General features: G+C 62.6%; 33 protein-coding genes. 21 read left to right on the top strand and 12 right to left on the bottom strand.

The features are described from left to right. Window positions 1-7: 7 nt before the first annotated feature. Complete coding sequence (locus O0880_RS11825) at window positions 8-901, bottom strand: GNAT family N-acetyltransferase (protein WP_289886627.1); 894 nt, start codon at window positions 899-901, stop codon at window positions 8-10. 154 nt (window positions 902-1,055) lie between these two features. Between O0880_RS11825 and O0880_RS11820 the strand changes: the two genes are divergently transcribed. Then, the gene (locus O0880_RS11820; RefSeq protein ID WP_071323522.1) at window positions 1,056-1,949 is read left to right on the top strand and encodes a neutral zinc metallopeptidase; all 894 of its coding nucleotides are present in this window, start codon (window positions 1,056-1,058) and stop codon (window positions 1,947-1,949) included. A gap of 54 nt (window positions 1,950-2,003) precedes the next feature. On the opposite strand, the gene O0880_RS11815 is transcribed toward O0880_RS11820, so the two are convergent. From O0880_RS11815 to O0880_RS11795, 5 genes are all read right to left on the bottom strand, one after another. Continuing rightward, a complete protein-coding gene (locus O0880_RS11815; RefSeq protein WP_289886624.1) occupies window positions 2,004-3,086 on the bottom strand; it encodes a TIGR03118 family protein in 1,083 nt (360 codons plus the stop codon). 131 nt (window positions 3,087-3,217) lie between these two features. Next, window positions 3,218-3,997 (bottom strand): transporter substrate-binding domain-containing protein, encoded by a 780-nt coding sequence (locus O0880_RS11810; protein ID WP_289886621.1) that lies wholly within the window; start codon window positions 3,995-3,997, stop codon window positions 3,218-3,220. Then, entirely contained in the window at window positions 3,997-4,863 is an 867-nt protein-coding gene (gene nadC / locus O0880_RS11805) for a carboxylating nicotinate-nucleotide diphosphorylase (RefSeq protein ID WP_289886620.1), read from the bottom strand. The genes O0880_RS11810 and nadC overlap by 1 nt, the downstream gene beginning before the upstream one ends. After that, complete coding sequence (gene nadA, locus O0880_RS11800; RefSeq protein WP_289886618.1) at window positions 4,860-5,993, bottom strand: quinolinate synthase NadA; 1,134 nt, start codon at window positions 5,991-5,993, stop codon at window positions 4,860-4,862. Before nadA ends, nadC begins: the two co-directional genes overlap by 4 nt. 248 nt (window positions 5,994-6,241) lie before the next feature. After that, window positions 6,242-7,840 carry an ABC-F family ATPase gene (locus O0880_RS11795; RefSeq protein WP_034756044.1) on the bottom strand — a complete coding sequence of 533 codons (1,599 nt, stop codon included), beginning with the start codon at window positions 7,838-7,840 and terminating at the stop codon, window positions 6,242-6,244. Window positions 7,841-8,096: 256 nt separating this feature from the next. On the opposite strand from O0880_RS11795, the gene O0880_RS11790 reads away from it, so the two are divergent. Beyond that, window positions 8,097-8,645 carry a DUF2939 domain-containing protein gene (locus tag O0880_RS11790; protein ID WP_289886612.1) on the top strand — a complete coding sequence of 183 codons (549 nt, stop codon included), beginning with the start codon at window positions 8,097-8,099 and terminating at the stop codon, window positions 8,643-8,645. Window positions 8,646-8,740: 95 nt separating this feature from the next. Beyond that, a complete protein-coding gene (locus O0880_RS11785) occupies window positions 8,741-9,085 on the top strand; it encodes a hypothetical protein (protein WP_289886611.1) in 345 nt (114 codons plus the stop codon). 178 nt (window positions 9,086-9,263) lie between these two features. On the opposite strand, the gene O0880_RS11780 is transcribed toward O0880_RS11785, so the two are convergent. After that, window positions 9,264-9,593 carry a hypothetical protein gene (locus O0880_RS11780; RefSeq protein WP_156894798.1) on the bottom strand — a complete coding sequence of 110 codons (330 nt, stop codon included), beginning with the start codon at window positions 9,591-9,593 and terminating at the stop codon, window positions 9,264-9,266. 188 nt (window positions 9,594-9,781) lie between these two features. Here O0880_RS11780 and O0880_RS11775 point away from each other — a divergent pair, with 188 nt between their 5' ends. The 5 genes from O0880_RS11775 (at window position 9,782) to O0880_RS11755 (ending at window position 13,438) form a co-directional block, all read left to right on the top strand. Continuing rightward, window positions 9,782-10,030 carry a hypothetical protein gene (locus tag O0880_RS11775; protein WP_289886610.1) on the top strand — a complete coding sequence of 83 codons (249 nt, stop codon included), beginning with the start codon at window positions 9,782-9,784 and terminating at the stop codon, window positions 10,028-10,030. Window positions 10,031-10,039: 9 nt separating this feature from the next. Next, a complete protein-coding gene (locus tag O0880_RS11770; protein WP_289886609.1) occupies window positions 10,040-10,897 on the top strand; it encodes a fibronectin type III domain-containing protein in 858 nt (285 codons plus the stop codon). After that, on the top strand, window positions 10,894-12,063 hold the full coding sequence (locus tag O0880_RS11765) for a hypothetical protein (RefSeq protein ID WP_289886608.1): 1,170 nt from the start codon (window positions 10,894-10,896) through the stop codon (window positions 12,061-12,063). The genes O0880_RS11770 and O0880_RS11765 overlap by 4 nt, the downstream gene beginning before the upstream one ends. Before the next feature lie 146 nt (window positions 12,064-12,209). After that, window positions 12,210-12,893 (top strand): hypothetical protein, encoded by a 684-nt coding sequence (locus O0880_RS11760; protein WP_289886607.1) that lies wholly within the window; start codon window positions 12,210-12,212, stop codon window positions 12,891-12,893. A 170-nt stretch (window positions 12,894-13,063) separates the two neighbouring features. Then, window positions 13,064-13,438, top strand: a complete 375-nt coding sequence (locus O0880_RS11755; protein WP_289887348.1) for a GNAT family N-acetyltransferase — start codon at window positions 13,064-13,066, stop codon at window positions 13,436-13,438. A 67-nt stretch (window positions 13,439-13,505) separates the two neighbouring features. Here O0880_RS11755 and O0880_RS11750 read toward each other — a convergent pair whose 3' ends face one another. From O0880_RS11750 to O0880_RS11740, 3 genes are all read right to left on the bottom strand, one after another. Then, window positions 13,506-14,204: a DUF3334 family protein gene (locus O0880_RS11750; protein ID WP_071323512.1), complete on the bottom strand. Its 699-nt coding sequence runs from the start codon at window positions 14,202-14,204 to the stop codon at window positions 13,506-13,508. Between the two features lie 305 nt (window positions 14,205-14,509). Further along, on the bottom strand, window positions 14,510-14,767 hold the full coding sequence (locus O0880_RS11745) for a DUF1488 family protein (RefSeq protein ID WP_289886606.1): 258 nt from the start codon (window positions 14,765-14,767) through the stop codon (window positions 14,510-14,512). Window positions 14,768-14,848: 81 nt separating this feature from the next. Further along, window positions 14,849-15,490, bottom strand: a complete 642-nt coding sequence (locus O0880_RS11740) for a HAMP domain-containing sensor histidine kinase (RefSeq protein WP_289886605.1) — start codon at window positions 15,488-15,490, stop codon at window positions 14,849-14,851. Between the two features lie 193 nt (window positions 15,491-15,683). Between O0880_RS11740 and O0880_RS11735 the strand changes: the two genes are divergently transcribed. From O0880_RS11735 to O0880_RS11710, 6 genes are all read left to right on the top strand, one after another. Further along, on the top strand, window positions 15,684-16,001 hold the full coding sequence (locus O0880_RS11735; protein WP_289886604.1) for a hypothetical protein: 318 nt from the start codon (window positions 15,684-15,686) through the stop codon (window positions 15,999-16,001). 119 nt (window positions 16,002-16,120) lie between these two features. Next, window positions 16,121-17,797: a DUF6138 family protein gene (locus O0880_RS11730; RefSeq protein ID WP_289886603.1), complete on the top strand. Its 1,677-nt coding sequence runs from the start codon at window positions 16,121-16,123 to the stop codon at window positions 17,795-17,797. Window positions 17,798-17,894: 97 nt separating this feature from the next. Beyond that, a complete protein-coding gene (locus O0880_RS11725) occupies window positions 17,895-18,587 on the top strand; it encodes a hypothetical protein (RefSeq protein WP_289886602.1) in 693 nt (230 codons plus the stop codon). A gap of 25 nt (window positions 18,588-18,612) precedes the next feature. Further along, on the top strand, window positions 18,613-18,933 hold the full coding sequence (locus tag O0880_RS11720) for a hypothetical protein (protein WP_289886601.1): 321 nt from the start codon (window positions 18,613-18,615) through the stop codon (window positions 18,931-18,933). Between the two features lie 80 nt (window positions 18,934-19,013). Continuing rightward, on the top strand, window positions 19,014-19,658 hold the full coding sequence (locus O0880_RS11715; protein WP_289886600.1) for a hypothetical protein: 645 nt from the start codon (window positions 19,014-19,016) through the stop codon (window positions 19,656-19,658). An 87-nt stretch (window positions 19,659-19,745) separates the two neighbouring features. Next, a complete protein-coding gene (locus tag O0880_RS11710) occupies window positions 19,746-20,615 on the top strand; it encodes an alpha/beta hydrolase-fold protein (protein ID WP_289886598.1) in 870 nt (289 codons plus the stop codon). Between the two features lie 9 nt (window positions 20,616-20,624). Here O0880_RS11710 and O0880_RS11705 read toward each other — a convergent pair whose 3' ends face one another. Continuing rightward, window positions 20,625-21,512, bottom strand: coding sequence for a LysR substrate-binding domain-containing protein (locus O0880_RS11705; protein ID WP_289886597.1), 888 nt, complete (start codon window positions 21,510-21,512; stop codon window positions 20,625-20,627). A 171-nt stretch (window positions 21,513-21,683) separates the two neighbouring features. Between O0880_RS11705 and O0880_RS11700 the strand changes: the two genes are divergently transcribed. The 6 genes from O0880_RS11700 (at window position 21,684) to O0880_RS11675 (ending at window position 25,251) form a co-directional block, all read left to right on the top strand. Next, the gene (locus tag O0880_RS11700; protein WP_289886596.1) at window positions 21,684-22,304 is read left to right on the top strand and encodes a LysE family transporter; all 621 of its coding nucleotides are present in this window, start codon (window positions 21,684-21,686) and stop codon (window positions 22,302-22,304) included. Between the two features lie 112 nt (window positions 22,305-22,416). Continuing rightward, window positions 22,417-23,271, top strand: coding sequence for an undecaprenyl-diphosphate phosphatase (locus O0880_RS11695; RefSeq protein WP_289886595.1), 855 nt, complete (start codon window positions 22,417-22,419; stop codon window positions 23,269-23,271). A 179-nt stretch (window positions 23,272-23,450) separates the two neighbouring features. Then, window positions 23,451-24,020, top strand: coding sequence for a manganese efflux pump MntP (mntP, locus tag O0880_RS11690; RefSeq protein WP_071323501.1), 570 nt, complete (start codon window positions 23,451-23,453; stop codon window positions 24,018-24,020). A 130-nt stretch (window positions 24,021-24,150) separates the two neighbouring features. Further along, the gene (locus O0880_RS11685; RefSeq protein ID WP_071323500.1) at window positions 24,151-24,357 is read left to right on the top strand and encodes a hypothetical protein; all 207 of its coding nucleotides are present in this window, start codon (window positions 24,151-24,153) and stop codon (window positions 24,355-24,357) included. Between the two features lie 237 nt (window positions 24,358-24,594). Then, window positions 24,595-24,900 (top strand): hypothetical protein, encoded by a 306-nt coding sequence (locus O0880_RS11680; protein WP_289886593.1) that lies wholly within the window; start codon window positions 24,595-24,597, stop codon window positions 24,898-24,900. Window positions 24,901-25,005: 105 nt separating this feature from the next. Next, on the top strand, window positions 25,006-25,251 hold the full coding sequence (locus tag O0880_RS11675; RefSeq protein WP_289886592.1) for a hypothetical protein: 246 nt from the start codon (window positions 25,006-25,008) through the stop codon (window positions 25,249-25,251). 36 nt (window positions 25,252-25,287) lie between these two features. Here O0880_RS11675 and O0880_RS11670 read toward each other — a convergent pair whose 3' ends face one another. Further along, window positions 25,288-25,512 (bottom strand): hypothetical protein, encoded by a 225-nt coding sequence (locus O0880_RS11670; protein WP_071323497.1) that lies wholly within the window; start codon window positions 25,510-25,512, stop codon window positions 25,288-25,290. A 141-nt stretch (window positions 25,513-25,653) separates the two neighbouring features. Between O0880_RS11670 and O0880_RS11665 the strand changes: the two genes are divergently transcribed. Further along, window positions 25,654-26,370 carry an SOS response-associated peptidase gene (locus O0880_RS11665; RefSeq protein ID WP_289886591.1) on the top strand — a complete coding sequence of 239 codons (717 nt, stop codon included), beginning with the start codon at window positions 25,654-25,656 and terminating at the stop codon, window positions 26,368-26,370.

The raw sequence follows: 26,370 nt of genomic DNA, 5'->3' as shown, positions 1-26,370 counted from the left end.
CATGGCCTCACAGCCGCTTGTGCATGCGCGCCAGCGGCAGTTGTATGCCACCAGGCAAGTCCAGGTGAAACTCTTGCGTGGTGGCAAAGCCGCTGGCCAGGTACAGCGGCACGCCGGGCAAGGTGGCGGCCAGTTCCAGCGCCGTAAACCCTGCCGCCCGCGCCTGCCGTTCGCAATGGCGCATCAGCATGCTGCCCAGGCCCTGGCGCGCGGCCGCGGGGTCGACAAAGAATGCGCGGATGCGGCCCGGCTGGCTGGTCGGGTCGAGCAGCGGGTCCGGCCCGCTCTTGGCGCGGTCGGCGCCGTACAGGGTGGCGCGCCGGCTCCAGCCGCCGCAAGCCAGCATGGCGCCATCGCGCTCGATGACGAAATACGTCTGGTCGGCCACCAGCTGCGTATCGACGCCGAACACGTGGCGCGTGACGGCCTCGGCCTGCTCCAGCGTATAAAAGCCCGTACTCAATTCCACGCCGGAACGGGCGATCAGCGCATTCATGGCGGGCACGTCGCTAGGCAGGGCCACGCGCAGCCGCGTCAAGGCGCCAAAGCTGAACCAGGCGCGCGCGATGCGCCCCTGCGCCACTTCATACGTGGCGACCAGTTCCTGCGCGGAAACACCATCGTCCGTGTCGCCATGGACGATCTCATGGTCGATCACCAGCTTGCCGCAGGCGATGCGGTTGAGCAACTGCGCCTGCGGCCGGCTGGCGGCAAAACGGGCCGTAAAGCGGGAAGCGATCTGCGCGGCGCCCGTGGCCAGCAAGGTATCCGGGTGCTGGAATTGCTGGGCGTCATCGGAGTAGATGGCCAGCAAGGCAGGCACGTCGTGGGCGTTATAGGCGTCCAGTTGGGCCTGGACCACCGCCGCGGGCGAAATGAGTGTATCGTTGGCAAGCACCATGCATCTACCTGTTGTCGTGTGGGTGGAAAGTTGCAAAGCGTAACACTGTCGCTCCTGTCGCGGCGCGGTTTGCTGCGATAATTATAAGATTCGTCGCAAGAAACATTTTGAGGCGTCACCAATCAATCGCACAATCGCAGCAGGAGTAGACATCATGAAATGGGAAGGCAATCGCGAAAGCGACAATGTGGAAGACCGCCGTGGCGAAGACGGTGGTGGGGGCGGCGGCGGTGGCGGCTTTGGTTTTGGCGGCCGCTCGATCGGCATCGGCACCATCGTCATCGCCCTCGTCGGCTCGTATGTGCTGGGCGTCAACCCTTTGACCTTGCTGAATCTGCTCAGCGGCGGCGGTGGCCAGGTCAGCACCCAGCAAAGCCAGGCGCCCGCGCGCCAGCCGCCCGAATCGGACGAGATGGCGCGCTTCGTAAAAACCGTGCTGGCAGATACGGAAGACACGTGGAGCAACCTGTTCAAGGCCGAAGGCGGCAACTATGTAAAACCCAAGCTGGTCTTGTTCTCGGGCAGCACGCCGACCGCATGCGGCACGGGCCAGAGCGCCAGCGGCCCCTTCTATTGCCCCGGCGACCAGAAAGTCTACCTGGACCTGGACTTCTTCAACCTGATGCAGCAGCGCTTCAAGGTGTCCGGCGAATTCGCGGAAGCGTACGTGATCGCGCATGAAGTGGGCCACCACGTGCAAAACCTGATGGGCCTGTCCGAAAAGGTCGACAATGCGCGCCGCACGGCGTCCGAGCGCCAGGCCAACGCCATGTCCGTGCGCCTGGAGCTGCAAGCCGACTGCTTCGCCGGCGTGTGGGCGTATCACGCGAATGCGGACCGCAAGATCCTCGAGCAAGGCGACGTGGAAGCGGCCCTGAAAGCGGCCACGGCCATCGGCGACGACGCCCTGCAGCGCCAGGCGCAAGGCCATGTCGTGCCCGACTCCTTTACCCACGGCACCTCCGAGCAGCGCGTGCGCTGGTTTAGCAAGGGTATCGAAAGCGGCCAGATCGCCCAGTGCAACACGTTCGAGGCGCGCCAGCTGTAACGGCGCGAACGCCCATGCCGCCGCCGGTGGCATGGGCGGCAATGGCATGAGCGCCTATTTCACGTCGATGCGCCCATACCGGCCATGCGTCTCATCGTCCGGCCCGGCCGCGTAGAACAGCGTGTTCGCCGGCTGGCCGTTGACGCCATTGCCGAAGGCGATGCCCCACAAGCCGTCGATCTCCAGCGCCTTGCCATCCGCCTGCGCCAGCTTGCCGATGACCGCGCCAGTCTCCGCATCATAGGCATTGATCCTGCCATCGCCAAAATTGCCCACCAATAAGGCATGACTGGCGCTGCCGAAATTGGCCGGCGCCAGCGCCATGCCCCATGGCGCATTCAGGGCCCCGCCGCGCACCAGTTGCCTGATCAGCGTACCGCCGCTGTCATACACGCTGACGATGCCCAAGCCGGCCCCAGTCTCCTCCTCGTCGCCGCTGGCGCTGCTCTTCGCATACGCGACATAGATGCGCTCGCCGATGGCCTGGATGCCGAATGGCGCGTAGCCGGCCGGCATGCCGGGATCGCTGAACGCGCCGGACCAGCTGACTCTGGCGAAGCTGGCATCGAACACATCGATGCGCTGCTTGTGGAAATCGGCCGCATACAGGTAGTTGGCGCCGGCATGGCGGGACATCGCCAGGCCCTTGTAGACGCTGCCGCCGGCGCCGCCATCGACCACGACGAGGGCCGTGGTCGGGCTGACCGAGGGCGACCAGGCCGAAATGCTGCCGTTCTCGGCGGCGAAAATGAAGGGACTGGGCGCCGTCACGCCGTTCCGGCTCAGCTTGAAATCCTGCGTGCCGTTGAAAACGATGCCGGTGGGCCCCGCAGGCGTACTGACCACCAGCGATTGCGGCACGCCATTGCCGTCATACAAGGTGGATTTCGCCGTGCCGTTGGCCGCCACCCAGGCGAAACCGCGGGGATTGAAGGCCAGACCCCAGGCATTGACCAGGTTGGCATCCGTGTGCGCGGCGGGCAGCTGCGCCGTATCGGACACGAGACTGGTCGCGCCATAGCCTTCCAGGCTCGGCGGCTTGTGGTGATGGTGGCCGCCGCCGCAGGCAAACAGGACCCCGGCCAGCACGGCGGTGAACCCGGCGCAGACAAGCTTGCTGATGTGGTGCGTATGCATGGCGTCTCCCTTCAACGAGGTGGACAGTATTCGCTGCCTGTTGTCAGGGTATAGCCAGGCCATGCGGCATGGTTGAGGCGCGTCAAGCGCAGGAGAAATAGGCAGGCTGAGCCGCACTGGCGGCACGCCCGTCAGGGCACGCTGACGTCGAAACGCTTGCCCAGTTTTTTCAGTTCGCCCGTCTCGATCAGCATATTCAGTTCCTGGTCGAATTGCAGGCGCAGCTTGTCGAATGTGGGCGAACGGGGAAAGGCAAAGTAGCCATTCTGTACTTCTATGACTTTCGGCAAGGGTTTCACCTGGCGTCCGTAGCCAAGCCGGGCGATGACGGGATCGGTGTTGCGGCGGTTGCTGACAAACACGTCGACGTGATTATGCACGAGCATTTTCAAGCCATTTTCCACGTTGTTGGCCACGCTGACCTGCAAGCCGGGCCGCGCGCGCTCCCAGTCCGAGCCATAGGCCCAGCCATTGAGCAGCACCACCCTGCGGTTCTTCAGCGTCGCATAGTCGCCATCCCAGCCGAAACTGGCATCCTGGCGTGTATAGAAGACGATCTGGTCCTGGTAGAACGGCTTGTCGGAAAACGCCATGCTGGCGATGCGGTCCGGCGCCTTGTAGGGGCCGATCAAGATATCGGCCTGGCCCTGCACCAGCATGGCTTGCGCGCGCGCCCACGGCACCATGCGAAAGCGCACGGTATTGCCCGTGCGCGCCGCCATCAGGCGCAGCAGTTCCGCGCCCAGGCCGCCATATTCGCCGCTATCCTGGTATTCGAACACGCGTTCGAACTGCGCGCCCACGGCCAGCAATTCGCGCGCTGGCGCCTGCAAGGGCAAGGCCAGCGCCGGCCACAGCAGGGCCATGGCCAGCATGCGCGTGCGCGCCAGGCGCCGCCCTGCTGCCGTCATCAGCCGACGATGCGCAAGGAGTAATCGGTGGCCCGCACGTCCTTGGTCAGGCTGCCGATCGAAATGCGGTCGACGCCCGTCTCGGCAATCGCGCGCACGGTATCGAAATTGATGCCGCCCGACGCTTCCAGCAAGGCACGGCCCGCCGTGAGCTGCACGGCGTCGCGCATCATGTCGTTGCTGAAGTTATCCAGCAGCACGGAGACGGCACCCGCGTCCAGCGCTTCCTGCAGTTGCGCCAGGGTTTCCACCTCGATTTGCACGGGCACGCCCGCGTCGAGGTTGCGCGCGTTTTCCAGGGCCTGGCTGACGCCGCCTGCCGCCGCGATATGGTTTTCCTTGATCAGGATGCCGTCGTACAGGGCCAGGCGCTGGTTCTTGCCGCCCCCCACGCGCACCGCATACTTTTGCGCCAGGCGCAGCCCGGGCAAGGTCTTGCGCGTATCTAAAATGGATGCCTTGGTGCCGGCCACCACGGCCACGTACTGGCGCGTGGCCGTGGCCACGGCCGACAGCAGCTGCAGGAAATTGAGGGCGCTGCGCTCGGCCGTGAGCAAGGCGCGCGCCGGCGCCTGTATCGTGCAGACGACGCTGTCGGCCGTCATCATGTCGCCTTCCGCGTAATGCCATGCAATGTCGATGCTGCGGTCCAGGCTTTTCATGATGCCTTCGAACCATGGCGCGCCGCACAGCACGGCCGCTTCGCGCACGATGACGCGGGCCGTGACGATGTGGTCGGGCGGCACCAGCTCGCCCGTCAGGTCGCACTGGCCCACGTCTTCCAGCAGGGCGGCCAGCAAGTTGCCCTCGAACGCGCGCGCCAGGGCCGGATCGAAGGGAGCGAAAGAATTAACAAGGGTACTCATGCTGGACCGATTCCTTGGAACAATTTAGTTTCTTTTGCCAGATCGGCGCCCGGCTGCAGGCCAGCCTTCTTGGCGGCGGCGAAGTCGAGCATGCGGTTGATCGAGCGCACGGCCAGCTGGCCGACGGCGGGATCGACGTGGATCTCGTTGTGCATGTTTTCCAGCGTTTGCGCCAGGTTCAGCAAGCCATTCATGGCCATCCACGGGCAGTGCGCGCAGCTCTTGCAGGTGGCGCTGTTGCCGGCCGTGGGCGCTTCGATGAAACGCTTGCCCGGCGCCGCCGCGCGCATCTTGTGCAGGATGCCATTGTCGGTGGCGACGATGAAGGTATCCGTGTCCATGGTTTGCGCTGCCGCAATCATTTGCGACGTCGAGCCCACCATGTCGGCCAGCGCCACCACGTTGGCCGGCGATTCCGGATGCACGAGCACCTTGGCCTGCGGATACTCTTCCTTGAGCAAATCGAGTTCGATGCCCTTGAATTCGTCGTGCACGAGGCAACTGCCTTGCCACAGCAGCATGTCGGCACCCGTCTGCTTCTGGATGTACGATCCCAGGTGTTTATCGGGTGCCCACAGGATTTTCTTGCCCTGCGCATGCAAATGGGCAACGATGTCGAGGCCGATGGACGACGTCACCATCCAGTCCGCGCGCGCTTTCACTGCCGCGCTGGTGTTGGCGTAGACCACGACGGTGCGGTCGGGATGGGCGTCGCAGAAGGCCGTGAATTCATCGGCCGGGCAACCGAGGTCGAGCGAACAGGTCGCGTCGAGGTCGGGCATCAGCACGGTTTTCTCGGGACTGAGAATCTTGGCCGTTTCACCCATGAAACGCACGCCGGCGACGACCAGGGTCTTGGCCGGATGGTCGCGCCCGAAGCGGGCCATTTCCAGGGAATCGGAGACGCAGCCGCCCGTCGCTTCCGCCAGGTCTTGCAGGTCAGCATCAACGTAGTAGTGGGCAACGAGCACGGCTTCGCGCTCGATCAGCAGGCGCTTGATGCGCGTGATCAGTTCGGCTTTTTCGGCCGGGGAAGGCGTCGCTGGCGTGCGTGCCCAGGCGTGGGCAGTGCAGCTGGCTCCGTCTTGTGGATGTTCATACTCGACGGATTTGATTGCTAAAGTTTGCATGGCTGTGTCAAACAAAAACGGAATAGACCGGCACTATCGCATGAAAGCAAGTGCGCCGGAACGAAAGGACCGCGGCGCGTCGGTGTGGTGCTGGCGGTTGACGTTGCAGGCTGGCATTGTAATGTCGGATTACGCTACGCCTCGGCGGCCCCGCCAATCCGACCTACGCGGCCAACCCAGTCAACTCACTCTGACGTAGGTCGGATCAGCGCACAGCGCGTTATCCGACGGAACGTTCCCCTACAAAATTAATCGATACCCTGGCTCTTCAGGTAATCCTCGTAATTGCCGCGGTAATCGACCACTTCATCTTCCTTGATCTCGATGATGCGGTTGGCCAGCGAGGAAACGAATTCGCGGTCATGCGAGACGAAGATCAGGGTGCCCGCGTATTTTTCCAGCGCGATGTTCAGCGATTCGATCGATTCCATGTCCATGTGGTTGGTCGGCTCATCGAGCATCAGCACGTTGTGGCGGCCCAGCATCAGCTTGCCGTACATCATGCGACCTTTCTCGCCACCGGACAGTACCTTGACAGCCTTTTTCACATCGTCGCCGCCGAACAGCAAACGGCCCAGGATGGAACGCACGGCCTGGTCGTCGTCGCCCTCTTTCGTCCACTGGCCGATCCAGTCGGTCAGGTTCGTATCCTTGGCGAAATCTTCCGTCGGATCTTGCGGCATGTAGCCGACGTTGGCGTTTTCCGCCCACTTCACGCGGCCCTGGTCCGGCTGCAGGCCAGCGATGTCGCCCGCGATGCAGCGCAACATGGTGGTCTTGCCGGCGCCGTTGGCGCCGATGATGGCGATGCGCTCGCCAGCTTCAACCATGATGCTGAAATTCTTGAACAGCTGGCGGTCGAAGCCTTTCGAGATATTCTCGACTTCCACGGCCAGGCGGTGCAATTTCTTCTCGCCGTCGAAACGCACGAAGGGATAGGCGCGCGACGACGGCTTGATGTCATCGACCTTGATCTTTTCAATCTGCTTGGCGCGCGACGTCGCCTGGCGGGCCTTGGACTTGTTCGCGGCAAAGCGGCGCACGAATTCCTGCAGCTCGGCCACCTTGTCTTTCGCTTTCGCGTTGTTGGCCAGTTGCTGGTTGCGCGCCTGGGTCGAGGCGAACATGTATTCGTCGTAGTTGCCTGGATAAATCTTCAGCGTGCCGTAATCCATGTCGGCCACGTGGGTGCACACCTGGTTCAGGAAGTGGCGATCATGGGAAATGATGATCATGGTGGAGTTGCGCTCGTTGAGCACGTCTTCCAGCCAGCGAATCGTGTTGATGTCCAGGTTATTCGTCGGTTCGTCGAGCAGCAGGATGTCCGGATTCGAGAACAGCGCCTGCGCCAGCAGCACGCGCAGCTTCCAGCCCGGCGAGACATTGCTCATCGGGCCCTGGTGCAGGTCGATGGCGACGCCGGCGCCCAACAGCAGCTCGCCGGCGCGCGATTCGGCCGTGTAGCCGTCGTATTCGGAGACTTTGCCTTCCAGTTCGGCCGCCTGCATGTAGTCGTCGTCGGTCGCTTCCGGGTTCGCGTAGATGGCGTCGCGTTGCTGGATGGCGGCCCACATTTCCGTGTGGCCCATCATGACGACGTCGAGCACGCGCATGTCTTCAAAGGCAAATTGGTCCTGGCGCAGCTTGCCCAGGCGCTCGTTGGTATCGAGCATGACATTGCCGCCCGATGGGTCCAGGTCGCCGCCGAGGATCTTCATGAACGTCGATTTGCCGCAGCCGTTGGCGCCGATCAAACCATAGCGGTTGCCGTCGCCGAACTTGACGGAGATATTCTCAAACAATGGCTTGGCGCCAAACTGCATCGTAATATTTGCGGTTGAAAGCATGTGATATTAGGTCTTTATTCAGTTAAAACAGCTAGTTAAGTACTTTTCTCCCATTATACAGCACCGGCCACCGTCCCCTCCATAGGGGCCGGGAAACGGCGCCTGGCGCGGCCAGGCCAGCGGATGCGGTCAAGATAATGGCAAGAAATTACTATTGCCGCATTTTCATTTAACAGATACGCTGCGCTCGCCCGCTTCAGGCCGCCATGCGAGGCGGCGTGACAGCGCCTTTTCCTTTTCATCACATAGGCATCCCTTGAAAAAAATCACCATCGCCGCCGCCGTGGCCGCCGTTGCCATCGCCGCCACCATCTATGCCTCGCCGTATTACGCCTTGCACCAGATCAAGACCGCGCTGGCCGAACGCAATGCCGACGCGCTGGCCGCGCACGTGGACTTCCCCGCCCTGCGCGGCAGCGTCAAGACCCAGCTGGAAGCAAACATGGCCAACAGCATCCAGGCAGTGGCCGGCAGCGACAACCCGCTCGCCGCGCTCGGCCAATCGATTGCCGGTGCCATGCTGGGCAAGATGGTCGACGCCATGGTCTCGCCCGCAGGCGTCGTCGCGCTCGTCAACAACAGCGCGGTCAGCCCGCAGGAGGAGGCAGGCGCAGAGACCGGCGCAGCAGCCGATGGCGCACGCAACAAGGCCGGCTACCGGGCCGGTTATGCCGGCATCAACCAGTTCGTCGTGCGCGCGAAGGATGGCAAGACGCAAAATGGCGCGCTGGTCTTGCAGCGACACTGCATCTGGGGCTGGAAACTGAGTTCGATCGAGCTGGCGCCGGCAGTTACGGGGCGGTAAGACAGCTGCGGCGGCACGATGCCCTGCCCTTGACAATTAAACTTCAGACAATCTATGATAATTTCCATAAATAAACATTTATCTGGAGAATTTAATTGGCTCAAAAAACAAGTAGTTGCTATCAATGCCATTTCGAATTCAATGTTGGCGCGCATGTATGCCAAGGCTGCCGAGGCGACATCGTGTATGGCGCCACGCAGGGGGAGGTTGCAGAGGCGGCCAAGATAGGAGCGGGCGTTTTTGGGGTTGCCAGCCTTGCCCTGATCTATGCGGCGCCCTTTTTCCTGAATAAATACGCGAGTACGGACATTCAAGTGGGTTGGGGAATGGGATTTTACGGACTGGGCATTGCCGCTGCCGCTGCCGTGGTGGGCGCCTATAAATTCACATCGGATTTACATCAGCGGAAAAGATCCTCGATCCGCACATTCCGCCGATAAAACGCTGGCTGCTGTCAAGGCAGGACTCAGCCGATACCGCCAGCAAGGCAATCCGGGAACCAGCGCGCTTTCCCGTGCCATGCCAGGCAGGAAGCCATTTTATGCTCGGCTTCCGCCTGCACGCGGCGCAGCCAGACCAGGGACACGATACCGTCCAGCCTGACCACTCCCCCCCTGATCAGACTGGCGTGATGCCGCCAAAATGCACCGTGCTGTTAAGCGTCGTGCCCGTAATGCTGTAGTTGGCGCAGCGTGGCGAAGCCGGGTCGTACAGGAAGTAAGTTCCTCCCGTACGGTCGTTTCCCGCCACGATGTCGATATACATCTGCACCAGCGAACCGCTTGCCACGCCCCTGTCGCCTGGCTTCATCGTCTCGTTCTGGCCAAGCGCGATCATATCCCAGCGATCAGACGTTCCCGTGCCGCCATTGGGGTCGATAAAACTCACTTTGCCAGCGCAGACAAAGCCGCCATTGTTCGCAAGATTCAAGCTGCCGATCGTTTGCATGATCATTTCCTCATTGATTGGTTGAAGGTGTATCGGTTCCGTACTCAAGGAATCCATATGCCATGACACCAACTTGCACGGGAGCGACAGACACTGCCCTATCCATCGAAGCGATGGATAGGGAGTCGCCACAAGGGCCTGCCTGCATATTTATTACAACAAAACTGGTGGACCGATGGAGGCACGGTATGCCGACCCGCATTGGCCAGCAAGTAACAGCAGGTTACGCGGCACGTAACCTGCTGGGCAGAAAAAATCGCACTGGCGCTCACGCCAAAGACGCGCATGGCAGTCACCGCACAGGCGCCAACGACATGCGCGGCGCTCCGCTGACGTTATTACTCAAAAACAACAGCGTGTATATTGGCGAGAAATTTGCAAAATATATATATCACAATGCAACTTGCAGTTACCGAACTGAGCAAATCCACCCATAAGGAGCTCACATGCAAGTCACCTGTCCAATAGCTGTTGCAGCACTGGTCATTCTCAGCGGTTGCTCTTCCCTTCCCGGCACCAAGTTTGGCCTATCTACCGAAGCAATCATGCAACTGGTGCCGGGGTCGAATACAGAACTCCAGGAAAAACTCAAGGCAACATCGAGCGATTTTGATGCGGCGCTGAATGTCTGCCGGAAGAAAATGAAAGAGAATGAAAGCAGGATTGCCCGAACAAGCACGGCGGAAGTGGGGATAGTGACTGTTGGAATTATTGCCGGCTCGATCGTTGTGCCTGCGCTAGCGGCAAAGGCGGCAGCGAAATCGGCCATCGCTGCCTGGGGTGGCGTATCCGGTGCAGCCAACGGCTACCAATATGCGGCGACTCAACGGGGAATAGATTCAGCACAATATGCCGCCGCTTCCAGCGTGATGTCGACGAAGATTGCGCTTGCCATGACGCAATACGGTAACGCCAAAACGAATCCCACGGAAGCCGCCAATGCGGTGGCGAAGTTAATCGTTGCCTGCGAGTTTCCATCGCCTGCAGAAATTTCCGCAGCCATGCCGGCCAACGCGCCTGATGCCCCAAAGGATGCGGCATTTGAAGCTGGGGCAAACGGTAGCGGGACCATCAAAATTACGCCTCCAGATAATGATGGCGGAGCCAACATCACGGACTATCTGGTCAGCATCCACCCAAGTGGACCAATATTGTCCCCAGCGGATTTCAGGGATCGCGCCCATCCTTTCATTACTGTCACCTCGCTGACCGCGAGCCAGGAGTACCAACTGCTGATTCGCGCACAAAACCGCATCGGCGCCAGCGGCGGGATTGTCAAAATCATACCCAAGGGAGCCAAATGAAAACTGCCGCCACTTTCCTGCTGGTACCCATTCTTGCATGGGCCTTTCCCGATACGGCGCACGCCTATCAAATCAGCCCATGCTACCGCGTGCTGACCTACAGCGACGCCGCGCCACATCAGCAGACGGTGCGCCATGTTGGCCGCTTGTGCGCGCTGGTCATGAGCCAGCAGCAGAGAACTGCCGTGCATGAACACATGACAGCGGCGGCGATACGCGAATATCGCGCCAGCCCCATGGCTGTGCAGGCGGCGCCCGAGTGGAAGTGGCAATACATGGTTGAACCTACATGGACGATCAATGCTCGCCAGCATCGTTCATTCGCCATCATTTTCGGCACCTGGTGGAATGACGACCCGCTGATGCTGACGCTGGGCCAGGGCGCGGATTTTTCTACAGGCGGATATAAAGTCTGGTCAGCCTTTCAACCGCAGCGCGCGACATACGCTGGCGCGCAACGCAACTGCGGTGTGGACGCCGACATCCACCTTGCCAGGGCTTCCCATCTGGGCAAGCTGCAACATTTGCATTTCATGACAACGGATGCAACGACGGACGATGCCGCGCGCAGTCAGCGCGTGGAGCAGACGGTGCAGAGCGCATTGACGTGGATGGCTTTTGCCTACCAGGTCGCGACTGGCGAACTGCGGCCTGATCAAGCTCTCACTGCCGAAAAGCAAGCGGAGTTAAGCCTGCCTTCCATTGCCCTCAATCATTGTGTACGTCCCGAGAATGTCAAGATCCGCACCCTGTTTGCCCGCCAGGGGCAGCCGACGGAGGAGCGCAACAGGCGAACGCCGGATATTGCACTGGGCAGCATGCTGCATATTCTCCAGGACTCGTTTTCGCCGGCGCACGCCTGCCGCGTGAGTCGCGAGCTGAACGGCAAGGGGCAGGCGCTATTGCACGACGTGGCAAACTACGCGCTGCAGGACAAGGATGCCCACGCGGCGCTCGACCAGTACCCGCCCTGGTTTCTCGATTATCTGCAGACCGGCCGGCACCTGTATGGCAACGATCCAGTGACCGTCGGCGCATGGCTGATCGCGGCGGTGGACCGCCAACTACCCTGGCCGGAGGTGGAAGCGCATCTGCGCGCCACGATCTTTGCCCCGGCGCCGGCCAGTGCTTCGGGCACACCCGAGCAATGTATGGGACGATCATGATCGATTGACACGCTATGCGGCAGCCTGGGGTACTCTCGTTTCACCTTGTTCTGTCGTGCGCCCATGGGCAAAACCTTGATTCGGTGCAAGAATGCCTGTCCTTTGCCCCTAGCGCGTCAGGCCCGCCCGCCGCCCACAATATCCCCATGCTTAGCAAACAAGTTATCACGTTGGCCGCCGGCCTGTTCTTCGCCAGCACCGCCCTGGCAAGCGCCTCGCCTGAAGCGGAACAAGCCTCGCGCGCCACATCCCCCGAGCGCGCCCACTCTGTCGAAGCGCGCATGCGGGACGAAACATCCAGGGCGGCCGATCCGCACGCCCCTGCCCCGCTGCCCGTGTCCGGCGACATTTCGCTGGCCGAGTTGGAGCGCCGCTGGGCGATCGGCCGGGCACAGGCCGATGAAAAACACTTGGGCAGCGCGCTCGACCCGGCCATATTGACCGCTGTGGCGCGGCAGGTCGGCTGCCACGATATCGTCGGCGTGCAACCGTTCGGCTTCCCGCTGGAGGGCGCGCAAGCAACTGTACTGAGCGGCGGACACCTGCTGGCGCGCTGCCCGGAACGGGCCTACCTGACGATCACGGCGATGTCGATGGCGGGCAAGGCGGGCAAGCGCGTCCGCATTTCGCCGCAGGCGTTCCATCAGACGGTGGATGGCAAGCCGGCGCGACGCCTGTATTACAAGGCGCCCAGCGGGCGCCAGAAGGAAACGCTGACCATCATCGATGGCAGCTATGTGTATGCGCTCGAGTACTGGTCGCTCGATGACAGCCAGCAGAGCGGCATGGTCGGCACGGGCAAGATGGACACGGTGACGCTGTCGCCATAGCGCCAGCACGGCGCGCGCCGGGTAGACCGCACTGGTCGCGGGACGCAAGATACTGTATATTCATACAGTCATCAATCACAACCTTGTCGAGCATGCCAGAAAATCCGCACACCGTGCCGTCCTATACCATTTCCGTCAGCGCCGCGATCGACGCCGAGGTCGAGCAAGTCATTCTCGATGGCTTGAACGCCTACAACGATGCGATCACCGGCTACAACGACAGACAGGCGCTGAGCGTGGTCGTACGCGACCGCGAGACGCGTCAAGTGCTGGGCGGCGCCATGGGCCGCACCTCGCTGGGCCTGCTTTTCCTCGATCTGTTTTATTTGCCCGGCGCCTTGCGCGGACTCGGCCTGGGCAGCCAGGTACTGGCGCAGTTCGAGGCGGAAGGACGCCGGCGCGGCTGCGCCTCGGCGGTGCTGTACACCATCAGTTTCCAGGCGCCCGAATTTTACGAACGCCGTGGCTGGCGCACCTTTGGCGAAATCAGCTGCAGTCCCGAGGGGACGAGCCGCGTGTTCATGAGCAAAACCTTACTCGATTGAAACCACGATTGAAACCGCTGGCGGCGGTGGCGGCACTGCCCCCACCGCCGCCGGATGAACAGCCAGCTTACATGCCCAGCGATTTGAGCAGGTCGGCGTTGTCATCCTCGTCCGGCGCGGCTGGCGCGGGCGCCGGCGCGGCGGCCTGACTGGCCTGGTTGGCATGCTCGGTAGCCATCAAGGCGTCGGCGTCGTATTCCTTGGAATCGAAATCGTGCAGCTTGATGAACTCGGTGCGGTCGATTGCCAGTTCCAGATAGAAAATGTTGTTCTTTTCTGTATAGAACGTCACGCGACGCATTTCCGGGCGGTCCAGCGGCGTATCGACGCTGAGCATCACCTGCTTGTTCAGCACCAGCATCTTCGGCTGGTTCTGGGTGATGTTGGTTTGCAGCTCGCGCCGCACCTTGCCCGTGAAGTCGCCCACGATCTGGTTCATCAGCTCGCCCATGATGTTCGACACTTCGTCCGACGTGTAGAAGCTGGCCAGCTCCGACTTCGGCATCCCCATGTGCAGCATGTAGCGCTCGTAGATTTCCATCGCCGTGTCGGCCGCGAAATTCAGCACGACCAGGCCCGTGAAGCCGCCATCGAACATCACGAAACAGCCGATGTCCGGTTTCAGGCCGGTCTTGGTGATGCGCTGCACCATGCCGGAATAATTGACCTTGCTTTGTGTTGCAACGTTGAGCACCCGCACTACCGAGTTACACAAACTCATTAACAAATCTTCTGTACCGTACACAACAGCCTTTTCTGGATTCATAAACAACCTCTCTTACTTTTTAAGATGACAGCACAGTTTCCCTGTCCCCTGCGCGCCGCAACCAGACGGCGACACTCGGCAGGTGGACGACTTCATCTTTGCATGCCTGATCGTGCCTGGCCAGGCTGCCAGCGTGAGCGCTGGTCCCGGCCACATTCTTACTTTTTTCCGTATAGAAATAAGTATCAGATGCGCAGAATACCGAGATGTAACATTTCCGTCCAGCCATACCTGCATTTACTTGATGATCTGTGCGGAAATGCCATATCTGGCCAGGACAGCGGCGTCAACACAGGAAATAGTGACTAGAAATCAAGTGCGCGCAAGGTCACGCCGCTGACCAGCAAATCCCTGCTCAGGTGAGCGAACGCACGCTGGGCGATGCGCAGCCGGTGGGTGTCGAAGATGGCCAGCAAGTCGCCGCCCAGGCCCTCGTCCAGGCTGTGCAATGCGGTCGCGCTGATGCTGCAGCTCTTTTCCACCCCGAAGACGCTCAGATGGAAGGTGACGGCGGCGCCAGCCTGGTCGAGCGCAATGCTGTCCTTGACGATTTCATAGGGCATGGCCAGCCTCCGTCCCGCATGCCGTCCGCGACGTGCCTGGTGGTGACGCAGTGGCCACGATGTCGGGAAGCAGGCAGGTGCTCATGGGCAAGATGTATCCGCAGCGTCTGCATGGCGCGGCAAGTCGATGATGAAGACAGAGCCGTGGCCGAGCACGCTTTCCGCGCTCAAGACGCCCGCATTCGCTTCCACGCTGCGCTTGGCGATCGACAGGCCCAGGCCCGTCTTGTTGGCGCCGTCTTGCGTGAATGGCAGAAACAACTGCTCTGCCGCAGCCGGCGACAGGCCGGCGCCGTTGTCCTCCACCTCGACCTTGATCCGCTCGCCGCTCGCATACGCGCGCAGCACCACCGTGCCATTCGGCGCGCCAAACTTGAAGGCATTCTGCAGCAGCCTGCCCACGGCAGACAGCAGCAAATCCTTGTCCGCATCGAGCCGCAGCACGGGATCGACCGCTTCCGCGACGAAGATGCAGCGCGACAGCTCCGCTTGCACGCCGGCCCGATAGCTGAGTTCAGCGATGAAGTTACTGACAGAAAAAATGGAGCGCTGCAAGGTCAAGCCCGCCTCCGCGCGCACTTCCGCCAGCGCACGGTTGCTCAGGGTACGCAAGCCCACGAGGCTGCGTTCGAGCACGGCACCGGTCGCGCCCGACATGCCCGTGTTCCGCGGCTTGAGCGCGGCCGTACCCACCTGCTTTTCCTCTAGAAATAAATGCATCATGACGTTTCCTGCGATCTATTAGGAGTGACAACAAGCAAGCCTAACGTGATTCCCGGTTAAAAACCGTCTGTTACCGTACATAGCGCATGCGCAAGCCTGTCGCGGCAACAGGCGGCCCGGCCGCGTACGGTACGCATCAGGCCAGCCGCCCATGTGCTATTGTCATCGGACATACAATTGAGCAGGCCCGTCCATGCAAACCATCCCCACCAGCGTTTCCTTCCGCTACATCGATCCGCGCCACAAGGAACCGGGGCCGAGCCGGGAGTTTGTCAATCAGAACATCCTGGTGCCGCCGGGCGCGCATTTGCCGCGCATCGGCGAAGCCATAGAACTGGTGCACTGGGACTTGAACCGCGACATGAAGTCCGGCGTCTATTCGGTGCTGTTCATCCACACGCGCATCGCCTTATTTGACGGCAATGAGAAACCGTCGGGCTGGCACTCGACGGTCACGGTGGGGCCGCAATCGAGCGAGATCGACGAGCGCTTTCTCACGCCGCCCTCCTGACGTCCGTGCGCCCTTGCCCAGGCCAGGCCGGAACACCTAAAATAGTGATTTATATTAAATATTGCTCGTGACGCCATGCGTTGGCCTTGTCGCGTGCAATGCATGAGAAGGCGAAATAGATGAGCACATTGCAAGAGCAGGCAACAGAGGAAATGACGCAGGCGATCCATGCCTGGTTCGACGAGCGCCTGCAGCGCACCGATCTGAACTCGTCTCTCGACCGGACCACCATGCAAGTGGGCATCTTCAACGATTTCCTGCTCGACTATAAACCGGGGCGCACGACGGCCGACGATATCGACCTGGGCTACGACAACGACGATGACGCGCGCCCGAGAACGCCGGCCCGTCTTGATGATGCGCAAGTGCGCGAGCTGATCGCGCCGCAGCTGACAACGCTGGTGCAAGCGCGCCTGGCGCCGCTGGTAAACACGGCGATGATCGACTACCGCTTCACGTTTCGCGGCAAATTCCAGACGGCACAGGGCAAGTTGCACTTGAGCTTGCTGGAATATGTGAATGAAGACAAACGCCAGCTGCTGCTTGAGCGCATCCACGCGTATGTCGATCAACAGCTGACCCAGGGCACGCAGCCGACGCAAGCGCTGGAATCGTTCTTCCTCGCGCGCCACCTGCTCGACCGGCAACTGTTCCCGCAACTCGACGTGGCCTGGACCATCGCGCAATTCGAACGCATCCTGGCCTTGAACAAGGCCACGCCGGATGCGCTGGCCGAACACCGCCACCATATCCTGCGCGCCATCACGCAATGGGTGGAAAACGACTTCCTGCCGCAATACTACGACCGCGCCCAGTCCGCCTACCGCGCCACCGAATACGCCTTGAAAGCGGCCGTGGCGCTCGATGCGCAAGCCATGCAGCCGCTCGACCTCCTGCTCTATGGCGCCGTCATGATACTGCGCCATGAACCGAGCTACGCCAAGGCCAGGGGCCTCAAATTCCTGGAAATCGCGCGCGAACTGGGCAGCGAACGGGCCGTGCGCATGCTGCACGAAGGCAGCGGCACGTTCAGCGAGGGGGAAATCCATGTCAAGAATGCGCTGCTGGAATGCCGCGCCAACGACGTGTTTGCCACGCTGACCATCAGCATTGCCCAGGAAGAGGAAGCCGCGTATGGGCAGGCGCTGGCATTCATCACGCATCTGCTGGCAAACGGTTTCCCGAAAAGCTACCAGATCAAGCTCAAATCCAGGGCCAAGGCCTACCTGCCGATCAAGGGACTGGCGAAATCCGATACGCACCGCTTCTTTGCCAACGCCCTCGCCTGGCCCGCCCTGCAGCCGCAGCTGGAAGCGTATGCGCGCGCGGCCATCGCGGAATATGAATTCTATGCCGATACGGAAGGCGAAAAGAATTGCATGCCCGGCAGCTATGCCACGTTCGGCCTGGGCCTGCTCGACGCCCGTTATTTTCCCCTGATCCAGGACTACATGGCGCAGGTCGATGACGAGCACCAGTCGGTGCAGGATCAGTTTACGGCGGCCTTCGTGGAGCGATACGGCGTCACGACGCAATCCATCCCGACGCTGGTGGCGTGTTTGCGGCATTGCACGGACAACGTGAAACTCAAGATCCAGGCCGAGTTCGACGATGTGGAAAAACTGGCCTGCCTGCACCAGCAACTGCAGGGGCTGGAAGGCTATCTGGTGGAACACATGCTGTATCCGATCTGGGGCAAGCTGGAAAAAATGGCCGCCCTGGCGCGCAAGGCGGACGGACGGCGCAAGGAGCTGCTGATCGCCCTCCTGGCCGCGGCCAGCAAGGGTGACGCGTGACGTGCGCAACGTTATGACTTTCACCATATATAATGCGCGGCGCCAGAGTTGCCGTAAGGCATTTTTGGCGCCTGACATTGAATCGTGGAGAACATATATGCACCTGAAACAACAAGCACCGCGCGCCACCCTGCTGGCGGCCGCCCTTGCCGCCGCCGTCGCGCTGGCCCAACCCGCCATCGCCGTGACGCCCGTCGCCGTGGAACTGGCGCCGGTCGACGTGGCCAATCTGTACATCAAGACCATCGTCAACCATGACGAAGCGAGCGTCGCCAAGCTCAACGCCTACCTGCGCCCCACCCGCCTGGCCGGCCACCAGTCCGCCGAATATGCGTCGTACAGCGCGCTGAAGGAAACGGATGCGCAATTTCCAGCGGAAACGGGCAAGCTGATCGCCGACCTGTTCCCGGCCGCCATGCAGGCAGCCTTGACGCCGGCAGCCGAGTTGCTGGCCGCTAACGTCATCGCCGCCAAGAATGGCGCCGCATGCCAGGCCACCAAGGCCGATCCGGCGACGGAAGAAAACGGCATGCAGACGACCGTCGTCAGCTTCGAATGCCAGCTCGTCAAGGTGCCCGTCGCATGGGCGCCTGCCTCGCAGCAACTGGCGAAGAGCGGCTGCAAGGCGGAGCAATGCATTGCAGGCTTGAAAAAGATCGCCGCGACCTACGCGAGCGCGCCGAAGCAGACCTGGCGCGCCGTGTTCCCCATCAGCCGCGAAAAGAGTTCGGAAGCCTGGCGCAACGATTTCGCGCGCGAAACCTTCGATGAAATCTGGGATTACCTGTAATCCGCGCCGCGTTTAGAATGTGCTGATGGACAAGCCGGTACCGCAACCCGCAGGCCTGGCCTTGCTGCGCCTGCTCGATCCCGACTACGTGGAAGGCGCACTGGGCCGGCAAGTGCTGGCCCAGGATCTGCCCGCCCTGCACGGCAGGCAGTTGCTGGCGCTGCTGCGCCGGCTGCGTGCCGCCCAATCCAATCAGCAGCACTATGCGGGCGCCAGCATGGAGCAGGCCGAACAGCTGTTCGGCGCCGCCATCGCCGCCGTCAAGACGGAACTGGCGAAGCGTCCGCACATCCCGAACAAACAGGAAGCGAAGGCGCTGCGCCAGGCGGCGGCAAGGAAGCGCTAGGCCGCCGCTACGGTGCGCAGGCGGGCGCGGCCCTCCTCCTATAATCAGTGCCTGTTGAAAAGCACTGAAAGGATAACGCCATGCCCCTACGACTTTCCCGCCACCTTGCCGGCGTTGCCGCACTAGCCCTGTCCAGCCTGGTCACCATGCACGCGGCGCATGCCGCCCCGCCCACGGACGCCATCGACGCGCGCGCCGTGTGGCAGGAACGCTCGCTGTCGGCCTGCCGCAGCGAGCAATCGTCCACCGCGCCCGACGTCTGCCTGCTGCGCACCATGCAGCGCAGCGGCGCCCGGCCGCAAGCCATCGCCGCCGCCAGGATGCTGGTGAAGGCGGACAAGGCCGGCTTCATCTCCGCCTGGCGTCCGCTGGGCAAGGCGGCCCTGGCCACCGTCACCTATCCGTTTCGCGCCAACACGAATGAAGGCAGCCTGCTGATCGGCAGCGATGGCGCCGCCATCGACGTCGACGAAAACTCCGTGCGCGACGAGGACCGCGCCACGCCAGCCTGGCGCGCCTTTGCCGCCGCCCACCCGGACGCCATGCCGTTTGCGCCGGCCGACTTCGTCGGCAGCACGGCCACCAGCGATGGCGGCCAGCGCCTGCTGTTTTCCACGTCCCTGAAGAGCTGCCATGCGTGCGCGGACGATGGCGCCCTGCTGATCGCCTACACGGTGGACAACACGGGCATCGTGCGGGAGCGGGAACTATTGGCGATCAAGTAATCCTGCATCAAAGATAAGATAGAATTGCTCAATGGCATGTCTATACGAGTACATGCCATCGTCCCAATTTACTTATCACAGGAAAACATGCGCCGTTCTACCCTTGCACTGCACCTCACCGCCGCCTTGCTGCTGTCCACCAGCAGCGCTTTTCACCTTGCCAGCGCAGCCGCGCCCGCCACCGCGGTGGCCAGCGCGGCGACGCCGCTGGTCATCGGCGAAAGTTTCAGCATCGATTCCCGCGCCCTGAAGGAAAAGCGCCACATCAATGTGTACGTGGCGCGCGCCTGGGACACCCCGCCCGACGCCCCGCTGCCCGTGCTGTACATGCCGGACGGCGGCGTGGCCGAGGACTTCCTGCACGTGGCCGGCCTGCTGCAAGTGTCGGTAGCCAACGGCACGATGCGCCCCTTCATGCTGGTCGGCATGCAGAACACGCAGCGCCGGCGCGACTTGACGGGGCCGACCGACAGCGCCGACGACCGCAAGATCGCTGCCGTCGTGGGCGGTTCATCCGCCTACCGCAGCTTCATCCGCGATGAACTGATGCCGGAAGTCAAGCGCCGCTACCGCACGACGGGCGAGACGGCCATCGTCGGCGAATCGCTGGCCGGCCTGTTCGTGGTGGAAACCTATCTGCTCGAGCCGCAGCTGTTCGACCACTACCTGGCGTTCGACCCCAGCCTGTGGTGGAACGGCGGCGCCCTGCCGCGCCAGGCGGCCGCCCTGCTGGCCAAGGGCGCGCCAGGCAAGCGCAGCCTGTACCTGGCGTCCAGCAGCGAAGCGGGCATCGCCGTGGAAGTGCAGCGCCTGTCGGACGTGCTGGAGAAGCAGGCGCCTGCTGGTTTGCAATGGCACCAGGAAAAGATGCCGGCCGAAACCCATGGCACGATCTACCATCCCGCCGCCCTGAAGGCCTTCCGCGACGTGTTCAAGCCGGCCACACCGTCCCGGTAAACGGGGCGACTACGGTGCCGGCAGCGCCGGCACCATCTGCTCGCGCAGCCAGTGCAGCAAGGTGGTACGGCGCGCGTCTCCGTCGAACGGCTGCGGGGACAGCAGGAAATAGCCGGTGCCGTCGCGCCGGAAGCCAAACGGCGCCACCAGGCGCCCGTGGTCGAGGTCTTCGCGCGCCATGAAGACGGAGCCGATGGCCACGCCCAGGCCGGCACAGGCCGCTTGCAGGCTCAGGTAGAAGTGTTCGTAGCTCTGGCTGTCGCCCTGGCCCTGGCCGCCGTCGTCCCTGGCGGCGGCGCGCCAGTGCGTCCAGGCGGCCGGGCGCGACGCCGTATGCAGCAAGCGCTGCGCTGACAAGTCCAGCCGGCCGTCCCGCAACAGGGCCGGCGCGCACACGGGCGCGATCCATTCGTCGCACACCTTTTCCGCATGCAGGCCCGCATCCCACAGAAAATCGTTGCGGCGCAGCGCGACATCCACCGCGTCGCGCTGGAACGCCACCGGCCCGCCCGACGCAAACAGGTGCAGCGGCACCTCGGGATGCCGCTGGTAAAAGTCGCCGAGGCGCGGGATCAGCCATTTCATGGCGATCGTCGGCTCGCATGACACCACCAGTGGCGCCTGGCGCGCCGGCTGGCGCACGGCCTCGAGGGCGGCATCGAGCCGCTCGAACGCTTGCTGGACGGCCTCCTGCAGCTGCGCGCCCGCCGGCGTCAGGAACACGCCACGGTTGCGGCGTTCGAACAGGGGCGTGCCCAGCGACGTTTCCAGCAGGCGGATTTGCCGGCTCACCGCGCCGTGCGTGACATGCAATGCGTCGGCCGCCTGGACGAAGCTGCCCAGCCTGGCCGCCGCCGCGAAGAAGCGCAAAGCGCCGAGGGCTACCTGTCTAGTCATGATCTGTCATTTTTTCTCACACATAATCGCAAGATATCATCGTTTTTCACCGTGCGTCATTATAGGGATAATTGCTCTTCCGCTAGCCCGCATGCGCAATGGCGCTTGCCATCCAGGCGATGAATACTCACTGATCGCCAGGCGGCGCCGCCACCGTCCAAGGAAGAATCCATGATTGAATTGCTTGCTGTTGCACTGATTACCCTGCTGGCCTCCATCGTCCCCGGCCCCGATTTCGCGATGGTCACGCGCAACAGCTATCTGCATGGCCGCCGTGCCGGCCTGCTGGCCGCGCTCGGCATCGCCGTGGGCGTGCAAGTCCACGTGTTCTATACGATGTTTGGTATCGGGCTCATCATTGCAAAGTCACCGGCCTTGTTTACCGCGATCAAGTTTGCCGGTGCCCTGTACCTGATCGTGATCGGCTGGAAAACTTGCGCCAACCGCGCCGGGCTCGTCATCGACCTGCACGATGGCGCGTCCGTGTCCCGACAGCAAATTTTCCTCCATGGATTCCTCACCAATGCCCTGAACCCGAAGACGACGCTGTTTGTCATCAGCACCTACACCCAGGTGGTGCAGCCTGGCACGCCATTAACAGTCCAGTTCGGCTACGGACTATGCATGTCCGTCATCCATCTGCTGTGGTTTGCCCTGGTCGCCATCTTTTTTTCAAGAGCGACGTTCCGTTCCCGCATGCTCAGCCACCAGCGGATGGCCGACCGGCTGATCGGCACGATTTTAATGGCGCTAGGCGTACTGCTGGCCTGCGCCAACATGGACAAACTGTAATGGTGCGCCAGGCGGCCAGCGAGGAGGCGGCCTGTAAAATGGCGCGGCCGGATACGCCCTGTTTCCGATGCAACAATTTTCCTGCCTGCCTACGATCCCGAGCACATCACCCATGACTTTTCTGCAACTCCTCATCCTTTCCATCGTCCAGGGCTTCGCCGAGTTGCTGCCCGTGTCCAGCTCCGCCCACGTCATCATGGCGGAAAAATGGATGGGCCTGGACCCCACGTCACCCGAGCTGACCATGCTGCTGGTGATGCTGCATACCGGCACCATGTTTGCCGTCATCGTGTATTTCTGGAAATCCTGGCGCGCCACCTATTTCAGCTCGGCCGCGGCCTTCCGCCGCAATGCCTTGCTGCTGGCGGTCGCCACGGCCTTGACGGGCATCGTCGGTTTCGGCTTGCTGAAAGGCATCACCCACGTCATGCGGAAGGAGGCGCCCGGCTTTGAAATCGAACACCTGTTCGGCAACGCCACACTGATGGCGGCCGCGCTGGCCGCCGCCGGCCTGCTGATCATCGTCTCCTCGCGCCAGCAGGCGCGGGAAAGCGGCACCTTGTCTATCGGCAAGGCCATGGTGATCGGCGCCGTGCAGGGGCTGTGCCTGCCCTTCCGCGGCTTTTCCCGCTCGGGCGCCACCATTTCGGCCGGCATCGCCATGGGCGTGCCGCAGCGCCGCGCCGAGGAATTCAGCTTCGCGCTGGCCGTCGTGCTGACGCCCGCCGTGCTGGTCAAGGAAGGCTGGCGCTTCTACCAGGCCGTCGCCAGCGGCAGCCTCGGCCACCTGGCGCATGGCGCCAGCCTGCCGCAACTGCTCGCGCCCAGCCTGCTGGGCATGCTGCTCTCATTCCTGGCCGGCTTGCTGGCCCTGCGCTGGCTGTCGCGCTGGCTGGAACAGGGACGCTGGCATTTCTTTGGCGCCTATTGCCTGCTGGCCTCTGCCATCGTGCTGTACGTGGGGTAGAATCGCCGGGTTTGCTGAAAACGCCGATCAAACCTGCTGCGCGTCGTGATTGACGGCCTGCGATGCGCACCGTACCTCCGTACAGTGGCGCCTCTCGGCCGCAACTCTCCTGCGCCCGCTACAGTTTTGCAGGCCTTATCGTGAACAACCATCCCAGCCAGCCCCACTGAAAGCCAACGATGAATTTCGCCGCCACCGCCGCCCTCTCGCTTGCCATGTCCACCGACGCCTTCGCTGCCGCCGTCGGCAAGGGCGCCGCCCTGCACAAGCCGCAATGGCGCGAAGCGCTGCGCACTGGCCTCATCTTTGGCGTCATCGAAGCCATCACGCCCGTCATCGGCTGGGCCCTGGGCAGCGTGGCTGCGCCATATGTGGCCGCGTGGGACCACTGGATCGCCTTCAGCCTGCTGGGCATCATCGGCTTGCTGATGATACGCAATGCCCTGTCCGACGCCGACGAGGAGGAAGCGCCGGCGCAGTCGCACTCGTTCTGGGTGCTGGCCATCACGGGCCTGGCCACCAGCATCGACGCCATGGTGGTGGGTGCCGGCCTGGCCTTGCTTGGCGCCAATATCGTCGTCACCGCCGCCGCCATCGGCTTTTCCACCTTCGTCATGGTGACCCTGGGCGTGATGCTGGGCCGGGTGCTGGGCACGGTGGCGGGCCGCCGCGCCGAACTGGTGGGTGGCCTCGTGCTGATCGTCATCGGCTGCGTGATCCTGTACGAGCATATCGGCCACCCGGCCTGAAGGCCGGCCAGCCGCCTCGCATCATGATAGCCGCAGGCGGCATGTCGGGCGCGGGCGCGCACGGCGGCGGTGCGCGCCCTGGCTGGCGGTGTGCTACATTGAATGCTCTATGTCTCGCTAGGTGACCATCATGGAAACTCTGGAGCTGCTGTTTGCCTCGCTGGTGCGCGAAACGGCCGAATCGATCCGCGACCACCATGTCCCCTTTTCCATCAAGCATGACGAACGCGCCTATTTCGAATGGATGGACGGCCATCCTATCGATGGCTATATCCAGGAAGCGTATCGCGAGATTGAAGAAACAGCCCAGCAGATCCGCGCCATCCGCGCTGGCTGATGACGCTTGCCGCAAGCCACTGCGCGGGGCGCCTTGCGGCTGGCGAGGCCCACCGTAGCAGGGTACGGTTGCACTACCCGGCCACACGTTCCTGCCGCTCGCTGCGATTCTGCCTGGCGGCGTGACGTTCCTTGTATCGTGGTAAAAATTTCAAGCATTGATACACATCAAACACTCTGCTGTTCCTATCGAATGGATGGTCCAATGCCGTGACAATCGGTGCTGGAGGCGGGAAATATGGAGCAACAACAAAAACACCAGATCAGGGGCTATGAATTTCATGTGACGGGGGCGCTGGAGAAGGATGGGCGCTACCGGGGCATGATACTGGTCAGCAAGCGCGGCGATACGCAGCAGGTGTACGCCAAGCCGGTGCTCATCGAGACGGCCAGCAGCTTCAAATCCGTGCATGCGGCCCTGATCGAGGCGTCCGCGTATGCGCAGGAACTCATCTACAACGGCGCCATCAAGGCGCTGCTGCCGGCGGACGCGCCCGCCAGCGGCAAGCAGGCGCCGCAGCCGCCTGACCTGGTCGGCAACTAGCAAGTTGCCGGGCGAAGTTGCCAGGCGCCCTACGGCATGGGGACGCGTATAATCACGCGCGCCGCGCAGACGCGGCGCCTACCCCACTCGATGAGATGCCAAATAATGGAAAATGTAAATCTGCCGCTGGTCTTCCTGATCGGCTGCGCGCTGATCGCCTTGCTGGCAAAGAAGAACGGCCACTCGTGGTATCTGTTCTTCTTCGCCATTGCCGTGCCGGCGCCGCTATTGCTGCTGGCCTTGCCGCATGTGCTGGGCGTGGAAATCGCCTCGCTGGCGGCCGTGCGCCTGGGCACCGTCCTGCTGTTCCCGCTGGCGGGCGTGCTGCTGGCATTGCGGCGCAAAGGCTGAACGCGCGGCGCCTGCAAGCTTGCGCCACTGCATACCTTAGCGGGAAGCCGGCGTGCCGTCGGCCAGGCGCCAGCCGACCGACAGGGCCACTTGCTGCGCGTCCTTCTCGTTGCTGCAATCGTCATAATCGCAGGTGTCTGCATAGGCGCCGCACGCGTGGTTCTGGCTGATGAAGGAACCGACCCAGCGGCCATCGCGGCGCTGGCTGGCCGTGGCGCTGATGGTGAAACCTTTGTGGATGGTGGGATTCTCAAAAGACATATTTCCTCCGATGCATGAGCGTCAGGGATCTGACTGCAGCCAGTGTGCGCCGGTCGCCGCGCACGGTCTGTACGTTGGCCCACACCCGCACGATGCGTGCGCCAGCCGTCGCGCGGCTAGGCATTCAGGTATGATTTCGCCATGTGTGGACGATTCGATCAAAATGACACGGCGCGCGTGCTGGCGTCGTCTTTCGGCTGGACCGACGCGGTCTTCGACAGCGAGGCCGAGCCGCACCTGAACGTTTCTCCGGGTAGCTACCGGCCCGTGCTGCATATCCAGGATGGCGTGCGCCGCGTCGACGACGTCTTCTGGGGCTACCGCCCTGCCTGGGCGGCGCAGGCCACGCCGGCGCCCGGCAAGAAGAAAATTCCCATCGCCATCAACGCCCGGCTGGAAAAACTGGCCGGCGCCTACTGGAAGCCGCTGCTGCGCGCGGGACGCGGCATCGTCTGCGTGGATGGCTGGTATGAGTGGACCGGCGAAAAAGGCGGCAAGCAGCCGTGGCATATCCACCGCCGCGACCGCGCGCGCCTGTTCCTGCTGGTGCTGGCCCAGTTCGGTCCCTGGAAGCACAGCCGCGAGGAAGCGGGCTTCGTGCTGGTGACGGCCGACAGCATGGGCGGCATGGTCGATATCCACGACCGCCGCCCCGTCGCCGTCAGCCTGGAAGACGCGCGGCGCTGGCTCGACCCGCACTTGGCACCCGAAGCCGCGCTGCACCTGGCGCGCACCTGCATGCTCGACGTGGACCTGTTCGCATGGCATGCCGTCGACAATCCGCTGGTGCCGTCCGCCAAGCCAAAACCGCCGCCCGCGCCGCCCAGCCAAAGCTCGTTCGACTGGAGCACGGAGTAG

Origin of the sequence: Janthinobacterium sp. SUN118 (assembly GCF_030397695.1) — a bacterium.
GTDB lineage: Bacteria > Pseudomonadota > Gammaproteobacteria > Burkholderiales > Burkholderiaceae_D > Janthinobacterium.
This window is presented reverse-complemented; position numbering and strand designations above follow the sequence as displayed.

What these genes read in the sequence shown, in the direction of transcription:
- O0880_RS11670 (WP_071323497.1), bottom strand. Translation starts at nt 25,512, where the DNA reads ATGTCTTTTGAGAATCCCACCATCCACAAAGGTTTCACCATCAGCGCC.
- O0880_RS11705 (WP_289886597.1), bottom strand. Translation starts at nt 21,512, where the DNA reads ATGACTAGACAGGTAGCCCTCGGCGCTTTGCGCTTCTTCGCGGCGGCG.
- O0880_RS11795 (WP_034756044.1), bottom strand. Translation starts at nt 7,840, where the DNA reads ATGCTTTCAACCGCAAATATTACGATGCAGTTTGGCGCCAAGCCATTG.
- O0880_RS11715 (WP_289886600.1), top strand. Translation starts at nt 19,014, where the DNA reads ATGCCCCTACGACTTTCCCGCCACCTTGCCGGCGTTGCCGCACTAGCC.
- nadC (WP_289886620.1), bottom strand. Translation starts at nt 4,863, where the DNA reads ATGAGTACCCTTGTTAATTCTTTCGCTCCCTTCGATCCGGCCCTGGCG.
- O0880_RS11685 (WP_071323500.1), top strand. Translation starts at nt 24,151, where the DNA reads ATGGAAACTCTGGAGCTGCTGTTTGCCTCGCTGGTGCGCGAAACGGCC.
- O0880_RS11725 (WP_289886602.1), top strand. Translation starts at nt 17,895, where the DNA reads ATGCACCTGAAACAACAAGCACCGCGCGCCACCCTGCTGGCGGCCGCC.
- O0880_RS11745 (WP_289886606.1), bottom strand. Translation starts at nt 14,767, where the DNA reads ATGCCCTATGAAATCGTCAAGGACAGCATTGCGCTCGACCAGGCTGGC.
- O0880_RS11675 (WP_289886592.1), top strand. Translation starts at nt 25,006, where the DNA reads ATGGAAAATGTAAATCTGCCGCTGGTCTTCCTGATCGGCTGCGCGCTG.
- O0880_RS11825 (WP_289886627.1), bottom strand. Translation starts at nt 901, where the DNA reads ATGGTGCTTGCCAACGATACACTCATTTCGCCCGCGGCGGTGGTCCAG.
- nadA (WP_289886618.1), bottom strand. Translation starts at nt 5,993, where the DNA reads ATGCAAACTTTAGCAATCAAATCCGTCGAGTATGAACATCCACAAGAC.
- O0880_RS11665 (WP_289886591.1), top strand. Translation starts at nt 25,654, where the DNA reads ATGTGTGGACGATTCGATCAAAATGACACGGCGCGCGTGCTGGCGTCG.
- O0880_RS11695 (WP_289886595.1), top strand. Translation starts at nt 22,417, where the DNA reads ATGACTTTTCTGCAACTCCTCATCCTTTCCATCGTCCAGGGCTTCGCC.
- O0880_RS11820 (WP_071323522.1), top strand. Translation starts at nt 1,056, where the DNA reads ATGAAATGGGAAGGCAATCGCGAAAGCGACAATGTGGAAGACCGCCGT.
- mntP (WP_071323501.1), top strand. Translation starts at nt 23,451, where the DNA reads ATGAATTTCGCCGCCACCGCCGCCCTCTCGCTTGCCATGTCCACCGAC.
- O0880_RS11720 (WP_289886601.1), top strand. Translation starts at nt 18,613, where the DNA reads ATGGACAAGCCGGTACCGCAACCCGCAGGCCTGGCCTTGCTGCGCCTG.
- O0880_RS11680 (WP_289886593.1), top strand. Translation starts at nt 24,595, where the DNA reads ATGGAGCAACAACAAAAACACCAGATCAGGGGCTATGAATTTCATGTG.
- O0880_RS11710 (WP_289886598.1), top strand. Translation starts at nt 19,746, where the DNA reads ATGCGCCGTTCTACCCTTGCACTGCACCTCACCGCCGCCTTGCTGCTG.
- O0880_RS11740 (WP_289886605.1), bottom strand. Translation starts at nt 15,490, where the DNA reads ATGATGCATTTATTTCTAGAGGAAAAGCAGGTGGGTACGGCCGCGCTC.
- O0880_RS11700 (WP_289886596.1), top strand. Translation starts at nt 21,684, where the DNA reads ATGATTGAATTGCTTGCTGTTGCACTGATTACCCTGCTGGCCTCCATC.
- O0880_RS11775 (WP_289886610.1), top strand. Translation starts at nt 9,782, where the DNA reads ATGCCGACCCGCATTGGCCAGCAAGTAACAGCAGGTTACGCGGCACGT.
- O0880_RS11810 (WP_289886621.1), bottom strand. Translation starts at nt 3,997, where the DNA reads ATGACGGCAGCAGGGCGGCGCCTGGCGCGCACGCGCATGCTGGCCATG.
- O0880_RS11750 (WP_071323512.1), bottom strand. Translation starts at nt 14,204, where the DNA reads ATGAATCCAGAAAAGGCTGTTGTGTACGGTACAGAAGATTTGTTAATG.
- O0880_RS11780 (WP_156894798.1), bottom strand. Translation starts at nt 9,593, where the DNA reads ATGCAAACGATCGGCAGCTTGAATCTTGCGAACAATGGCGGCTTTGTC.
- O0880_RS11765 (WP_289886608.1), top strand. Translation starts at nt 10,894, where the DNA reads ATGAAAACTGCCGCCACTTTCCTGCTGGTACCCATTCTTGCATGGGCC.
- O0880_RS11730 (WP_289886603.1), top strand. Translation starts at nt 16,121, where the DNA reads ATGAGCACATTGCAAGAGCAGGCAACAGAGGAAATGACGCAGGCGATC.
- O0880_RS11815 (WP_289886624.1), bottom strand. Translation starts at nt 3,086, where the DNA reads ATGCATACGCACCACATCAGCAAGCTTGTCTGCGCCGGGTTCACCGCC.
- O0880_RS11770 (WP_289886609.1), top strand. Translation starts at nt 10,040, where the DNA reads ATGCAAGTCACCTGTCCAATAGCTGTTGCAGCACTGGTCATTCTCAGC.
- O0880_RS11735 (WP_289886604.1), top strand. Translation starts at nt 15,684, where the DNA reads ATGCAAACCATCCCCACCAGCGTTTCCTTCCGCTACATCGATCCGCGC.
- O0880_RS11760 (WP_289886607.1), top strand. Translation starts at nt 12,210, where the DNA reads ATGCTTAGCAAACAAGTTATCACGTTGGCCGCCGGCCTGTTCTTCGCC.